Below are 14138 nucleotides of genomic sequence, written 5' to 3'. Positions count from 1 at the left end.
CCGCCTCATCGATGAACATCATTCCTTTTCAAGCCCTGGCCTGCCCGCTCGACGGGGCGCCGCTGCACCGCAACGGCCCGACTTGGCGCTGCGCCGCCGGCCATAGTTTCGATATTGCCAGCCAAGGCTATACCCACTTGCTGCCGGTGCAGCAAAAGCGCTCGCGCGATCCCGGCGACAGCAAGGAAATGGTCGCCGCCCGCCGGCGATTCCTCAATGCCGGCGCTTACCAGCCGATTGCCGCCGCCGTCAGCCGCGCCGTACTGGTCGATCTGCCGCCCGGCGCTACGCCCCGCTGCCTCGACGCCGGCTGTGGCGAAGGCTACTACCTGCGCCAGCTGGCCGCCGCAGCCGGTGCCGGACAAACCCTGGCCCTGCTCGGCCTGGACATTTCGAAGTGGGCAGTACTATCCGCCGCGAAACAGGACCCGCGGCCCAACTGGGTCGTCGGCAGCAACGCCAACCTGCCGGTGCTGCCCGGCACGCTCGACCGCATCCTGTGCATGTTCGGTTTCCCGGTCTATGCCGAGTTCGCCCGCGTCCTGAAAGCGGACGGCCAACTGCTGCAAGTCGATGCCGGACCGGACCACCTGCGCGAACTGCGCGAAATCATCTATCCCACGCTGAAGCCGGAACGCACGATCGAGGCCCAAGCACCAGAAGGCTTCACGGTCCTGGCCACCGAAACCGTCCGCTACCTGCTGGACCTCAGCGGCGCGGAACAGATCGCCGACCTGCTGGCCATGACCCCGCACCTCTACCGCGCCAGCGCCGAGGGCCGGGCCAAGGCGGCAGCACTGACCGCGCTGTCGGTCACCGTGGACGTGCGCCTGACGCGTTTTGGGCTGGAGGCCAAGCGCTGATTCCAGAAAGGCAGCATTCGCTGGAGGGGGGGCAAAACGGAGAATGCGACCGGCAACACCCGGCCATTTCCATGCACTCAAGAAATCGCTCCATAGCTGCCATTCGTGACAAATGGTTAGTTTGTTATTCCATATGGTTTAAGGCACGATGGCGGTATGAACACGATTTTTCCACAGCGTCGTTAGGAATCTTGAAATGGCCGCCATCCGAATCTTTGGTGTAAACGTCCGCACATCGCTACTAATTGTGGCGTTGGTTGCTATTTCACAATCCTTGTTTGCGGCAGACGATGTAGTCCCAGTTTTGCGTGGCCATACAGCCTGGGTTATGGCAATCGCGCTCTCGCCGGATGAAACGAAGGCTCTATCCGCAAGCGATAGCGATGGAATTCGATTTTGGGACGTCCCATCCAAGAAGGAACTGGCGCACTTCAACGCACATCACGTTGCCAATCTCTACGCGGCCTTTGATGTGAAATTCGCTCCCGACGGAGCATTTGCTGTTTCTGGTGGCTTAGACAAAGCCGTCGAGATTTGGAATTTGAGGGAGTTAAATAGCGAACGCAGGCTTGTAGAACATCCCTGGGGAGTCAATGTCGTTTCAGTCTCGCCGCGAGGTGATCGCATTCTTTCTGCGGGACAGGGCGGCGCACTGATTCTGTGGAATCGCGCTACGGGAAAATCGATATGCCAATTGAACGGGCATGAACGCATGTACGCGTTGACGACCGTGAACTTCTTCAATGACGGAAAGAATGCCATCTCCGCAAGCCAGGATCAAAGCATCCGAACGTGGGACTTATCAACGTGCAAGCAGTTGTCGATCATTCAAGGCAAAGCTTACAAGGGCGGGCCACTCGCTATGGCAATTAGCAACAACCTTGCGGTTTCGTATGGCATTGATCGAAAGACGCTGCTGGTGTGGGAACTTAGTACTGGCCTTGAACTTAGGCGAATGACCGGACATACCATGGACATCAGAGCAATACGGATCTCGCCAGACGGAAAGCAAGTTGTATCCGGAGGACAGGACAAGCGACTACTTACATGGGACGTAGGCACGGGAAAACTCATTAAGGAGCAGCCCGTGCCAACGGAAATCGTATCGCTAGAGGTATCTCGAACCGGTACGTCTGTTTTTGTTGGAGGTAAGGATGGAACTATTTACCGCGCTTCATTGAAGTGAGACCGGTCCCTGACACTTCGTTGCAGGCGACCTCGCGCGTTCCTGAATGACCACTTTCCAAATCTGGCTATGTCCGCAAAGGGCACGAAGTAGCCCCTCTGTGAGCCTCTCAAAAGGCTTGAAAGCAAGCGCGCCACACGCCCCAGAAAATTGGCTAAACCAAGTTTGACGTATCATCGGTGGCTTCCCCCCCAGCTCCGTCAAAACAATGAAAACCGATACCCCCCAAACCGTTTATCTGAAGGACTACACCCCGCCCGCCTACCTGGTCGACACCGTCGATCTCGATTTCAACATCGAACCCGGCGGCACCACCGTCACCGCCACCCTGGCGATGCGACGCAATCCGGCCAGCGCCGGCCAGCCGCTGGTACTCGATGGCGACGAGCTGGAAACTTTGAGCGTGACGCTCGACGGCGCCAGCGTCCCGTTCGCGCAGAGCGACAGCACGCTGACCATCGCCGACGTGCCGGCAGCCTTCACGCTGCGCACCGTGGTCCGCATCCAGCCCGACAAGAACACCCGCCTTTCCGGCCTCTACCGTTCCAAGGACGGCTATTTCACGCAGTGCGAGGCACAGGGTTTCCGCCGCATCACCTGGTTCCTCGACCGCCCGGACGTCATGGCGACCTATACGGTGACGCTCCATGCCGACCAGGCGACTTACCCGGTGCTGCTCGCCAACGGCAACCCGGTCGCCTCGGGCGACGAGCCGAATGGCCGCCACTGGGCGCGCTGGGCCGACCCCTTCAAGAAACCGGCCTATCTGTTCGCCGTCGTCGCCGGCAAGCTCGACGGCCTGTTCGACACTTTCCAGACCGCCTCCGGACGCACGGTGCAGCTCGCCATCTACGTCGAGCCGGGCAAGCTCGACCAGTGCCCGCATGCCATGGCGGCGCTGCAGAAATCGATGCGCTGGGACGAACAGCGTTTCGGCCTGGAATGCGACCTCGAGCATTACATGATCGTCGCCGTCGGCGACTTCAACATGGGGGCCATGGAGAACAAGGGCCTCAACATCTTCAACACCAAGTACGTGCTGGCCCGCTCCGACGTGGCGACCGACGTCGATTTCGAGAACATCGACCGCGTCGTCGCCCATGAGTATTTTCACAACTGGACCGGCAACCGCGTCACCTGCCGCGACTGGTTCCAGCTCTCGCTGAAGGAAGGCCTGACCGTCTTCCGCGACCAGGAATTCGGCGCCGATCTGCACGACCAGTCAACGGCCCGTATCCGCGAGGTGCGCGGCCTGCGTGCTGCGCAGTTCCCCGAGGATTCCGGCCCGATGGCGCATCCGGTGCGCCCGGCTTCCTTCGTCGAGATCAACAATTTCTACACGGCGACCGTCTACGAAAAGGGCGCCGAAGTCGTCCGCATGATCCAGACGCTGATCGGCCGCGACGGCTTCCGAAAGGGCATGGACGAATACTTCCGCCGCCACGACGGCCAGGCCGTGACCTGCGAGGATTTCGTCGCCGCGATGGCCGCCGCCTCGGGTTTCGACTTCACGCAATTCATGCGCTGGTATGCCCAGCCCGGCACGCCGCAGGTTGCGGCGACCGCCCGTTACGATGCGCCGGCCCGCCGCTACACGCTGAGTTTCAGCCAGAGCAACCCGCGGGCCAGCGACCGGCAGCCCTACCTGATCCCGATCCGCGTCGCGCTGTTCGATGCGACCGGAAACATCCTGCCCGGCAGCGAACAGACCCTGCTGCTCACGGAGACCACGCAGGCCTTTGCCTTCGAAGACATTGGCGCCGAACCCGTGCCCTCGCTGCTGCGTGACTTTTCGGCCCCGGTCGTGCTCGATTTCGCCTACAGCCCGCAGCAGCTGACCCACCTGCTGGCCTTCGAGAGCGATGCCTTCAACGCCTGGGAGGCCGGCCAGCGCCTGGCCTCGCAACTGATTCTCGAAGCCACGGCAGCGATCGCCACCGGCCGCGAACCGGCCTGGCCGGCCGGTTTCGTCGATGCGGCGCGCCGTCTGCTGCACACCCACAACCAACGCGGCGCTGCCTTCGTCGCCGAAGCCCTGACCCTGCCCGGCGAATCGACCCTGGCCGAGGCCCTCGCCGAAATCGATCCGGATGCCCTGCATGCCGCGCGCAATGCCCTGCGCCGGCACTTGGCCGAACAGCTGGCAGCCGAGTTCGCCGGCGTCTATGCCGCGCTCGCCGCCAGCGCAGCCTATAGCCCGAGCAGCGCGGAAGCCGGCCGCCGCGCCCTGCGCAACACCTGCCTCGGCTACCTGCTCGAGCTGAACACGGAATCCGCACGCCAACTGGCCGTTCGGCAATTCGACAGCGCCGACAACATGACCGACCAGTTCGCCGCGCTCGCCGCACTGGCCCAGACCGACTGCCCGGAACGCGAACCGGCGCTCGCCGATTTCTACCAGCGCTGGCAGCACGAAGCGCTGGTCGTCGACAAATGGCTGGTCGCCCAGTCCGGCAGCCGCCTGCCGAGCACGCTGGCCACGGTCAAGAAGCTCACCGCCCACCCGGCCTTCGATATCACCAATCCGAACAAGGTCTATTCGCTGCTCCGCAACTTCGGCGCCAACCTTGTCCGCTTCAACGCCGCCGACGGAAGCGGTTATGCCTTCCTGGCCGAACGGATCATCGAGCTCGATCCGCTCAATCCGCAAGTCGCCTCGCGGCTGGCGCGCTGCTTCGACCGCTGGAAGAAATTCGACGCCAACCGCCAGACGGCAGCGCGCCAAGCCCTGGAAATGATCCGCCGGCAACCCGGGCTGTCTGGTGACGTTTTCGAGGTGATTTCGAAAGTTCTCGGACAAGAATCAACGTAAAAGCGGAAATATTTCTCAACACAGGTCAAATAGCCACGGTTAAATGCAATTAGCATCCTAAAATAGAAAGACATAGCGCAATTTCGGACGCCGTGTCGCCGCAAGATTCGGCTCGACACGGGACCCGAAGCGTGCGATCGATCTATTGAAGGGAGTAGTCGTGGGCATACTGGAACAACTCAGGGCGCTATTCAGACGAGAAGAGCCGTCGCTACCCCACCCCGAGGCATTACCCGAACTCGCGGCCGGCGAACGCCGGACCCGGCAGCGGGTCAATGCCCGCGAAGGCACCCAGGTACTGATCATCGATGACTCCAAGACCATCGTCACCGTCCTCAGGAAATTCCTGCGCTCGGCGGGTTACGAGACGCTCGAAGCGCTGGACGCGGAGAGCGGCCTGACCCAGCTACAGCACCACCGCCCGGAACTGATCTTTCTCGACATCATGCTCCCCGGCATGAACGGCTTCGCAGCCCTGCGCGCGATTCGCCGCGATCCGCGGACCCGCGACATTCCGGTGATCATGATGAGCGGCAACGAGCAGGCCATGGAACAGTTTTTCGGCACCCGGATCGGTGCCGACGATTTCATGAAAAAGCCCTTCTCGCGCCACGAAGTGTTTTTCCGGATCGAGCGCCTGCTCGATGACCATTTCGTGCCGCGCCGCGCCGCCTCGCGCATAGTTGAACCCATACTGCAGGCTGTAGCCGGCGGCTAACCCGCTTCAGCTGACCAGGGCCGCCTTGGCCGCGCCCCATTGGCGGCGACTGACCGGCAGCTTGTCCGTCACCCCGCGCAGCAGCGCCCAGCCGTAGGCATCGGCATCGTCGTCGGCTGCCTTCTCGAAACCGGCCAGCGCGTTCTTGGCAACCAGGACCGCCCGGTGCAGACGGATGAAACGGTCGGCAAACTCGCCCTCGAGATGGGTCAGCGCCTCGTCGAGCAGGAATTCGCGCTCGACGGTACGGGCCGTGACGTACTTGAGGTCGGCCTTGAAGTAGAGCACCTCCGCCACCGGAACCAGCAGCAGGCGGCCGCGCTCATGGCAGGAGAGGTGGGTCCGCCCGCCGCCGCGCACCGCGCGGCCGATGCCGGCGAGCATTTCGGCATCGGGCGGCTGCGCACCGCGCGCCTTCTGCAAGGCGACCAACAGGCGCTGGGTGCGCACCGGCTTGAGTAGATAGTCGACCGCGTTGAGATCGAAAGCCTGCACCGCATAATTGTCGTAGGCCGTCGTGAAAATGACCGCCGGCGGTTTTTCGCAAGCACCGAGATGACCGACCAGCTCGATGCCATCCATGCCCGGCATGCGAATATCGACCAACACGACATCGACCGGATGTTCACGCAAAAAAGCTAGGGCCTGCACGCCGTTGCCAGCCTCTCCGACGACTTCGCTCGGCAACTGCATGGCGATATCGGCGAGCAGGGCGCGCAGGCGCTCCCGAGCCAGCGGCTCGTCATCGACCAGCAGGATTTTCAGGGGATTTTCTTTGGGCATGGCAGTGAAATGCGGACCTCGTAAAGCTGCTCGCCGGCATTGATCTCGAGCCTGGCCTCGAGATCGTAATACAAGGCCAGGCGCTCGCGGAGATTGGCGACGGCGATCTGGTTACCGGCTGCACGGTGGTAATGAGCTGTAGTCGGATTGGTGATCGAAATGCTCAGCACTTCGTCACGCTGGGCGATGGCGATACGCACAGTCCCGCCTTCGGGTGCCGGCTCGATGCCGTGATAGACGGCATTCTCCAGCAGCGGCTGCAACATCAGCGGCGGGATCGGCAAATCCAGGGGAACTATCCCGATTTGCCAGTCGACCGCCAGCCGCTCGCCGAGGCGCAGCCGTTCCAAATCCAGGTATTGTTTGCCGAGCTCAATTTCATCTGACAGGCTGACCAGTTCGCCGGGATCGCGCATCGCCGCCCGGAACAGGTCGGACAATGACTCCAATGCTTCTTCGGCCTGCTGCGGTCGGGCCCGGATCAACGAAAGCACGGCATTCAGCGAATTGAACAGGAAGTGCGGCCGGATGCGGGCGTTCAGCGCAGCCAGCCGCGCCTCCGCCTGGGCAGGCGAGAAGGCCCCCGAGCGCAGTTCGAAGTAGCCGAGCAAGGCCGCTGCGATCGCAGTAGCCAGCACGGCAGCACGCCAAGGGCTGCCGGAATCGCCGGGCATCAGCGACTGCCAGTAGGCATGGAGGCCGAAGGCCAGCCCACCGGCAAGCGCCAGAACCAGCCCCTGCCCGAGGCGTAGCGGCAAGCGCCACAAGGCATTGCGCAGGATGGACAACAAGCCCAGGTAGATCAGCAACCAGGGCTCGACAACGGCGGTCAGCTCGACGTAACGCCCCGGCAAGGCTGGCAAGTCGGGAACTTGGACCAGCGCGGCGAGCAAGGCCAGGAGATTGACGCCGAGCAGGACACGGAGCATCACCCCGAAATTGCGCCAGTCGGGCAAGGGGTGAGTCGCAGGAAAGTGCCGTATACTTGTCATTCTCGACGCGTTTTTCGCTTAACCGCCCCATTCTAGACCACAGTCATGACTTCCAACGCCACGCAATACACTTGGGCCGGCCGTTTCTCAGAACCGGTTTCCGATCTCGTCAAACGTTACACCGCTTCGGTCGATTTCGACCAGCGCATGTGGCGCCAGGACATCCGCGGTTCGCTGGCCCACGCCAGGATGCTCGCCAAGCAGGGCATCATCGCCGCTGCCGACCTGGCTGACATCGAGCGCGGCATGGCCATCGTCACCGCGGAAATCGAAGCGGGCCAGTTCGAATGGTCACTTGACCTCGAAGACGTGCACCTGAATATCGAAAAACGCCTTACCGCGCTCGTCGGCGATGCCGGCAAGCGCCTGCACACCGGCCGTTCGCGCAACGACCAGGTCGCCACCGACATCCGCCTCTACTTGCGCGATGCGATCGATGACATTCTGGTCCTGATCAAGGCCTTCCGCAGCGCGCTGGTTGACCTGGCCGACAAGGAAGCCGCGACGCCGATGCCCGGCTTCACGCACATGCAGGTTGCCCAGCCGGTCACCTTTGGGCACCACGTGCTGGCCTATTTCGAAATGTTCGGCCGCGATGCCGAGCGTTTCGCCGATGCCCGCAAACGCACCAACCGCCTGCCGCTCGGCGCCGCCGCCCTGGCCGGCACGACTTACCCGATCGACCGCGAATTCGTTGCCGCCGAACTGGGCTTCGACGGCGTCTGCGAAAACTCGCTGGATGCCGTGTCCGACCGCGATTTCGCCATCGAATTCACTGCCGCCTGTTCGCTCTTGATGATGCACATCAGCCGCCTCTCGGAAGAACTGGTGCTGTGGATGAGCCCGCGCGTCGGCTTCATCCAGATCGCCGACCGCTTCTGCACCGGCTCCTCGATCATGCCGCAGAAGAAGAACCCGGATGTGCCGGAACTGGCGCGCGGCAAGACCGGCCGCGTCTATGGCCAGTTGATGAGCCTCTTGACCCTGATGAAATCGCAGCCCTTGGCCTACAACAAGGACAACCAGGAAGACAAGGAACCGTTGTTCGACGCCGTCGATACGGTGACCGACACCTTGCGCATCTTTGCCGACATGGCCTGTGGCATCACGGTTCGCCCGGAAGCCATGAAAGCCGCGCTGACCCAAGGTTTCGCCACGGCCACCGACCTCGCCGACTACCTGGTCAAGAAGGGCTTGCCCTTCCGCGACGCGCACGAAGCCGTCGGCCATGCCGTCAAGGCCGCCGAGCAGAAGGGTGTCGATCTGCCGCAACTCTCCCTGGCCGAATTGCAGGCCTTCTGCCCGCAGGTCGAAGCCGACGTCTTCGCCGTCCTGACCGTCGAAGGCTCGCTGGCTTCGCGCAACCACATCGGTGGCACCGCCCCTGAACAGGTCCGCGCCGCCATCGCCCGGGCCCGTAACCGCCTCTAAAAAATGATTAGGAAGCTCGGCAAGTACGAGCTGATCAGGAAGCTTGGCGAAGGGGCGAGCAGTACGGTCTACCTGGCTCACGACCCCTTCGCCCAGCGCGACGTGGCGATCAAGGTCGCCTCCCCCGAGGTGTTGAACGACCCCAAGAAAGGCAAGCTCTACACCCACCTCTTCCTGAACGAGGCATCGCTGGTCGGCAAGTTGAATCACCCGCACATCGTGCAGATCTACGATGCGGTGGTCGCCGAAAAACTCTGCTACATCGTCATGGAATACGTCGCCGGCGGCACGCTGGAAGCCTATGTCCAGCCCTCGCGCCTGCTAGCGGTGAACCGTGTCGTCGAGATGATTTTCAAATGTACCCGGGCGCTCAATTTCGCGCACCGTCTGGGCATCACCCACCGCGACATCAAGCCGGCCAACATCCTGCTGGTCGGTGAGACCGACATCAAGATTTCCGACTTCGGGGCGGCCATCACCAACGGTCATAACGAGCGTACCCAGGTTTCCGGCATCGGCTCGCCGGCCTACATGTCGCCCGAGCAGGTGCTGGAATCGCCGCTCGACCACCGCACGGACATCTATTCGCTCGGCGTCGTGATGTTCCAGTTGCTCACCGGCCGCCTGCCCTTCGAGGCCGACAACCAGTTCAACATGGTCTATCAGATCATCCACAGCGAGGCCCCGAAGCCTTCGGCACTGCGCACCGGCCTGCCGCCAGCGCTCGACGCCATCGTCGGCAAGGCGATGGCCAAGGACAGCGCCACCCGCTACCAGACCTGGGAAGCCTTCGCCCAGGATCTCGCCCGGGTGGTGCGCCAGCGTCAATTGCAGCAGACCCGGGCCGAATTCGTCGATACCGAAAAATACGACATCCTGCGCGCCCTCCCGTTCTTTGCCGATTTCAGCGATGTCGAGATCTGGGAAGTGATGCGTTTTTCGGAGTGGCGGCGCGCTGACCCCGGCAGCTTCATCATGCACGACGGCGAACCCGGCGATTTCTTCTGTTTCCTGGCCGAAGGACAACTCAAGGTGTGCAAGGGCGGCAAGACCTTGAATATTCTGGTCAAGGGCGACTGTTTCGGCGAAATGGCACTGATCAGCCGCCAGAACCCGCCGATCCGCGGCGCCGATGTCGTGGCCCTGAGCAGTGCCGACATCGTCACGGTCCGCGGCGAAGCCCTACTGCAGGCCTCGGAAACCTGCCGCATGCACTTTTACCAAGGCTTTGTGCAAGTCCTCGCCAGCCGCCTGGCCCTCGCCAACCAGCGTCTGGCCGGGCTCTGAAGCGGATTTGCCAGGCTGGCTCGCCGGGAACTATAATAAGCATTCGCTTATATAATTAACAAGGAATCCGGCATGAGCAAATCCTTCCGCACCATCACCGGCGATCTGTCCAAGGCCCTGGGTACGCTTCGCAAGGAAATCCCGGACACCATGCAGGGCTTCGGCGCCCTGAGCAGCAACGCGATGAAAGCCGGCGCCCTCAGCGAACTGGACAAGGAGTTGCTGGCCTTGGCCATCGGCGTCACCCAGCGCTGCGACGGTTGCCTGGGCTACCACGTCAAGGCCCTGATCCGTCTCGGCGTAACCCGCGAACAACTGATGGAAACCCTGGGCGTCTGCGTGTACATGGGCGGCGGCCCGGCCCTGATGTATGCCGCCGAAGCGGTCCGCGCCTACGAGGAATTCACGGCCGCCCTGTAAGCGGCAGCCGACAACAAAAAGCCCGCCGGAAGAGGCGGGCTTTTTGTTGTCGGCAAAACCGGTCAGGCCTGGGCAATGCCTTCAAGCAGCTTCTGCAGTTCTCCGGCCTGGTACATCTCTTTCATGATGTCGCAACCGCCGACAAACTCACCCTTGATGTAAAGCTGGGGGATGGTCGGCCAGTTGGCGTATTCCTTGACGCCATTGCGGATTTCCTCGTCGGCCAGCACATTGACCGTGACGAATTCATTGACCCCACAGACCTTGAGAATCTGCACCGCAGTGGCGGAGAACCCGCATTGCGGAAAACGGGCATCGCCCTTCATGTAAAGGACGACAGGATTGTTGGTCACGGTTTCGCGGATGCGTTGCTGCACGTCAGACATGGTTTCTCCAGATTACAGATAAGCGCCTGAAACACGGTCGGTGCCGGCCAGGTCGGGATGAGTGAATGTTTCTTTGAACCCGGCTGCAGCCAATAAGTTCCGGCTCGCCTCGCCCTGATCGTAGCCGTGCTCAAAGAGCAGCCAGCCGCCCGGATTCAGGTGCGCCGCCGCAGTGGCCACGATGCGCCGGATGCAGTCTAGGCCGTCGGCGCCATCGGTCAGCGCCAGTTGCGGCTCGTAGGGCAGGCCGTCGAGCGCCAGATGCGGGTCGCCGCCGGCAACGTAGGGCGGGTTGGAGGCGATCAGATCGAAATGCTCGCCGGCCAGGTTTGCATACCAGTCGCTAGTGCGGAAATCGACCGCCGCCCCCAGACGCCCGGCGTTGTTGCGGGCGACGGTCACTGCTTCCGGCGAAATATCGACCGCCACCACCTCGGCCGCCGGACACTCCAGGGCCAGCGAGATGGCGACGATGCCTGAGCCGGTACCGAGATCGAGCACTCTCGGCGTACTCAGACCACGCAGCTTTTCCAGGGCCAGATCGATCAGAACCTCGGTTTCCGGCCGCGGGATCAATACCGCCGGCGACACCTGAAAAACCTGGCCGCGGAACTCGGCCTCGCCGACCAGGTAGGCCAGCGGCTCGCCGGCGGCGCGGCGCTCGACCCATTCTGAAAACTGCGTGTAAGCCGGCGCGATAATCGGCGTTTCCGGCCGCGCCAGCAGGTCGGCATGGCTGAAGCCGGTGGCATATTGCAGCAGCAGGCGGGCGTCGAGCCGGTCGATCCGCTGCCTGGCTGCGGCCAGCGCCTCGCCCAGGGTCATGCTCAGTTCTGCTCGGCCAGTTCGGCCAGCAGGTCGGCCTGGTGTTCGGCGGCCAGCGCGCCGAGCAGTTCGTCCATGTCGCCGTCCATGATCGCGGCGATCTTGTACAGCGTCAGGTTGATGCGGTGATCGGTAATCCGGCCCTGCGGGAAGTTGTAGGTACGGATGCGCTCGGAACGGTCGCCGGAGCCGATCAGGCTCTTGCGGGTGCTCGAGATATGGGCCTGCTGGGCGCGGACCTGGACGTCCTTGATGCGTGCCGCCAGCACCTTCATCGCCGATGCCTTGTTGGCATGCTGCGAGCGGCCATCCTGGCATTCGGCGACGATGCCGGTCGGGATATGCGTGATGCGCACCGCCGAGTCGGTTTTGTTGATGTGTTGCCCGCCGGCCCCGGAGGCGCGGAAGGTATCGATGCGCAGGTCGGCCGGATTGAGGTTGACGTCCTCGACCTCATCGACTTCCGGCATGATCGCCACGGTACAGGCCGAGGTATGGATGCGGCCCTGGGTTTCGGTTTCCGGCACGCGCTGCACCCGATGGCCGCCGGATTCGAACTTGAGCCGGGAATAGGCGCCGTTGCCGCCGATCCGGCAAATGATTTCGCGATAACCGCCAAGTTCGGACTCGCTGGCCGACATCACTTCGACCTGCCAGCGCTGGCGCTCGGCGTAGCGCGAATACATGCGGAAAAGATCGCCGGCGAACAGTGCCGACTCGTCGCCGCCAGTCCCGGCACGAATTTCGAGCAGCACGCTGCGCTCGTCGTTGGGGTCCTTCGGCAACAACAGCTTCTGCAATTCGATTTCGAGTTCGGGCAGGCGCGCCTTGGCGCTGGCGATTTCCTCTTCGGCGAAATCGCGCATTTCCGGATCGTCGCGCATCGCTTCGGCTTCGGCCAGATCGTTTTCAGCCAGGCGAAAGGCATTGAACTGGACGATGACCGGCTCGATTTCGGAGCGTTCGCGCGACAGCTTGCGGAACTGGTCCATGTCGTTGGCCGTGCCCGGCGCCGACAACATGCGATCGATCTCGTCGAGGCGATCGACCAGCAATACCAGTTTTTGGCGGATGCTCGATTTCATTTCGGGAGCCGGTCAGCTAAATGGTTCAGGGGGGCGTAATGGTACCCGAGAACGCCGCTTGCCGGCGGCGCACGACTGCCGCTCAGTCGTTTGAATGCAGGTGGAAGAGCCGGCTGACCGCGGACTGCAGTTCGCTGCGTTCGCCGCCTTCGGCCTGATTCAGTGCCTGGGTCGGGGCGTGCAGCAATTTATTGGTCAGGCGGTGCGACAGGTGATCAAGCACCTTTTCCGGCGCCTCGCCCTTGGCCAGCAGCTTGACAGCGTGCTCAAGCTCATGCCGGCGCATGCGTTCGGCCGAATCGCGCAGCGAACGGATGACCGGCACGACCTCGCGCGCCTGCAGCCAACCGAGAAAATCGTGCACCCGGGTGGCAATGATGTCCTCGGCCTCGACCACGGCCGCCTGCCGCGACTCCATGCCGCTTTCGACGACCTGGGCCAGATCGTCGACCGTGTACAGGAAGACATCGTCCAGCTCACCGACTTCTTCTTCGATATCGCGCGGCACCGCCAGGTCGACCATGAACATCGGCCGATGCCGGCGCGCCTTGACCGCCCGCTCGACCATGCCGAGCCCGATGATGGGCAACGGACTGGCCGTGCAGGAAACCACGATATCGTTCTGCGCTAGGTGCTCGCCCAGTTCATCGAGGCGAATGGCCGTGCCGTTGAAGCGCTCGGCCAGTGCCCGGCCGCGTTCCAGCGTGCGGTTGGCGATGGTGACCTGCTTCGGCTGGCGAGCGCAAAAATGGGCGGCGCACAGTTCGATCATTTCGCCGGCGCCGATGAACAGGATGCGCTGGGTCTCCAGCGACTCGAAAATGCGCTCGGCCAGATGCACCCCGGCCGCCGCCATCGAGACGATGTTGGCGCCGATCGCCGTCGTGCTGCGCACTTCCTTGGCGACCGAGAAGGAGCGCTGGAAGAGCTTGTGCAGTTGCGTGCCGAGCGTGCCGCTCTCTTCGGCGACGCGCACGGCGTCCTTCATCTGGCCGAGAATCTGCGGCTCGCCGATAACCATCGAATCGAGGCCGCTGGCGACGCGGAAGGCGTGGCGGATCGCTTCCGGCTGGTCGTGGGTGTAGAGGTAGGGCGCGAATTCGCTGCGTTCGAGCTGGTGGTAGCGGGCCAGCCAGTCGATCACCACTTCTGGCGTTTCGGCCGAGCAGTAGATTTCGGTGCGGTTGCAGGTCGAGAGGATCGCCACTTCCTTGACCGGCTGGCTGTGGGTCAGGTCGGCCAGGGCGTGATGCAGTTTGTCGGCATTGAACGCCACCCGCTCACGAATGGCGAGCGGTGCGGAGTGATGGTTGATGCCGAGGGTAAAGATCACCGGATTGGGCTGGCGTG

The 14138-nt window shown here is 62.8% G+C and carries 13 protein-coding genes; 7 read left to right on the top strand and 6 right to left on the bottom strand.

What is annotated here, in order from left to right; all coding sequences use genetic code 11:
• Positions 1–11: 11 nt before the first annotated feature.
• The 4 genes from NQE15_RS05715 to NQE15_RS05700 all read left to right on the top strand — a co-directional run bounded on the left by NQE15_RS05715 (position 12) and on the right by NQE15_RS05700 (position 5579).
• Positions 12–863 carry a putative RNA methyltransferase gene (locus tag NQE15_RS05715; protein ID WP_265947368.1) on the top strand — a complete coding sequence of 284 codons (852 nt, stop codon included), beginning with the start codon at positions 12–14 and terminating at the stop codon, positions 861–863.
• 196 nt (positions 864–1059) lie between these two features.
• Positions 1060–2049, top strand: a complete 990-nt coding sequence (locus tag NQE15_RS05710) for a WD40 repeat domain-containing protein (RefSeq protein ID WP_265947366.1) — start codon at positions 1060–1062, stop codon at positions 2047–2049.
• Positions 2050–2257: 208 nt separating this feature from the next.
• Positions 2258–4861, top strand: a complete 2604-nt coding sequence (gene pepN, locus NQE15_RS05705) for an aminopeptidase N (RefSeq protein WP_265947364.1) — start codon at positions 2258–2260, stop codon at positions 4859–4861.
• Positions 4862–5021: 160 nt separating this feature from the next.
• Positions 5022–5579: a response regulator gene (locus NQE15_RS05700; RefSeq protein WP_265947362.1), complete on the top strand. Its 558-nt coding sequence runs from the start codon at positions 5022–5024 to the stop codon at positions 5577–5579.
• 6 nt (positions 5580–5585) lie between these two features.
• Here the strand turns inward: NQE15_RS05700 and NQE15_RS05695 are convergent, their stop codons facing one another.
• Both NQE15_RS05695 and NQE15_RS05690 read right to left on the bottom strand, forming a co-directional pair.
• Entirely contained in the window at positions 5586–6362 is a 777-nt protein-coding gene (locus tag NQE15_RS05695; RefSeq protein ID WP_265947361.1) for a LytR/AlgR family response regulator transcription factor, read from the bottom strand.
• Positions 6341–7354, bottom strand: coding sequence for a sensor histidine kinase (locus tag NQE15_RS05690; RefSeq protein ID WP_265947360.1), 1014 nt, complete (start codon positions 7352–7354; stop codon positions 6341–6343). Before NQE15_RS05690 ends, NQE15_RS05695 begins: the two co-directional genes overlap by 22 nt.
• Before the next feature lie 45 nt (positions 7355–7399).
• Between NQE15_RS05690 and argH the strand changes: the two genes are divergently transcribed.
• From argH to NQE15_RS05675, 3 genes are all read left to right on the top strand, one after another.
• Entirely contained in the window at positions 7400–8785 is a 1386-nt protein-coding gene (gene argH, locus NQE15_RS05685; protein ID WP_265947358.1) for an argininosuccinate lyase, read from the top strand.
• Between the two features lie 3 nt (positions 8786–8788).
• Positions 8789–10072, top strand: coding sequence for a serine/threonine-protein kinase (locus NQE15_RS05680; RefSeq protein ID WP_265947355.1), 1284 nt, complete (start codon positions 8789–8791; stop codon positions 10070–10072).
• A gap of 72 nt (positions 10073–10144) precedes the next feature.
• A complete protein-coding gene (locus NQE15_RS05675; RefSeq protein WP_265947353.1) occupies positions 10145–10492 on the top strand; it encodes a carboxymuconolactone decarboxylase family protein in 348 nt (115 codons plus the stop codon).
• A gap of 62 nt (positions 10493–10554) precedes the next feature.
• Here the strand turns inward: NQE15_RS05675 and grxD are convergent, their stop codons facing one another.
• From grxD to hemA, 4 genes are all read right to left on the bottom strand, one after another.
• Entirely contained in the window at positions 10555–10878 is a 324-nt protein-coding gene (grxD, locus tag NQE15_RS05670; RefSeq protein WP_265947351.1) for a Grx4 family monothiol glutaredoxin, read from the bottom strand.
• Positions 10879–10890: 12 nt separating this feature from the next.
• Positions 10891–11703 (bottom strand): peptide chain release factor N(5)-glutamine methyltransferase, encoded by an 813-nt coding sequence (gene prmC / locus NQE15_RS05665; protein ID WP_265947349.1) that lies wholly within the window; start codon positions 11701–11703, stop codon positions 10891–10893.
• A gap of 2 nt (positions 11704–11705) precedes the next feature.
• Complete coding sequence (gene prfA / locus NQE15_RS05660) at positions 11706–12788, bottom strand: peptide chain release factor 1 (protein ID WP_265947347.1); 1083 nt, start codon at positions 12786–12788, stop codon at positions 11706–11708.
• Positions 12789–12870: 82 nt separating this feature from the next.
• Complete coding sequence (hemA, locus tag NQE15_RS05655) at positions 12871–14121, bottom strand: glutamyl-tRNA reductase (protein ID WP_265947345.1); 1251 nt, start codon at positions 14119–14121, stop codon at positions 12871–12873.
• Positions 14122–14138: the final 17 nt, after the last annotated feature.

Origin of the sequence: Dechloromonas sp. A34, assembly GCF_026261605.1 — a bacterium.
In the GTDB taxonomy this organism is placed as follows: domain Bacteria; phylum Pseudomonadota; class Gammaproteobacteria; order Burkholderiales; family Rhodocyclaceae; genus Azonexus.
Note: the sequence above shows the minus strand (reverse complement) of the source record. Positions and strands in the feature narration are given on the sequence as shown.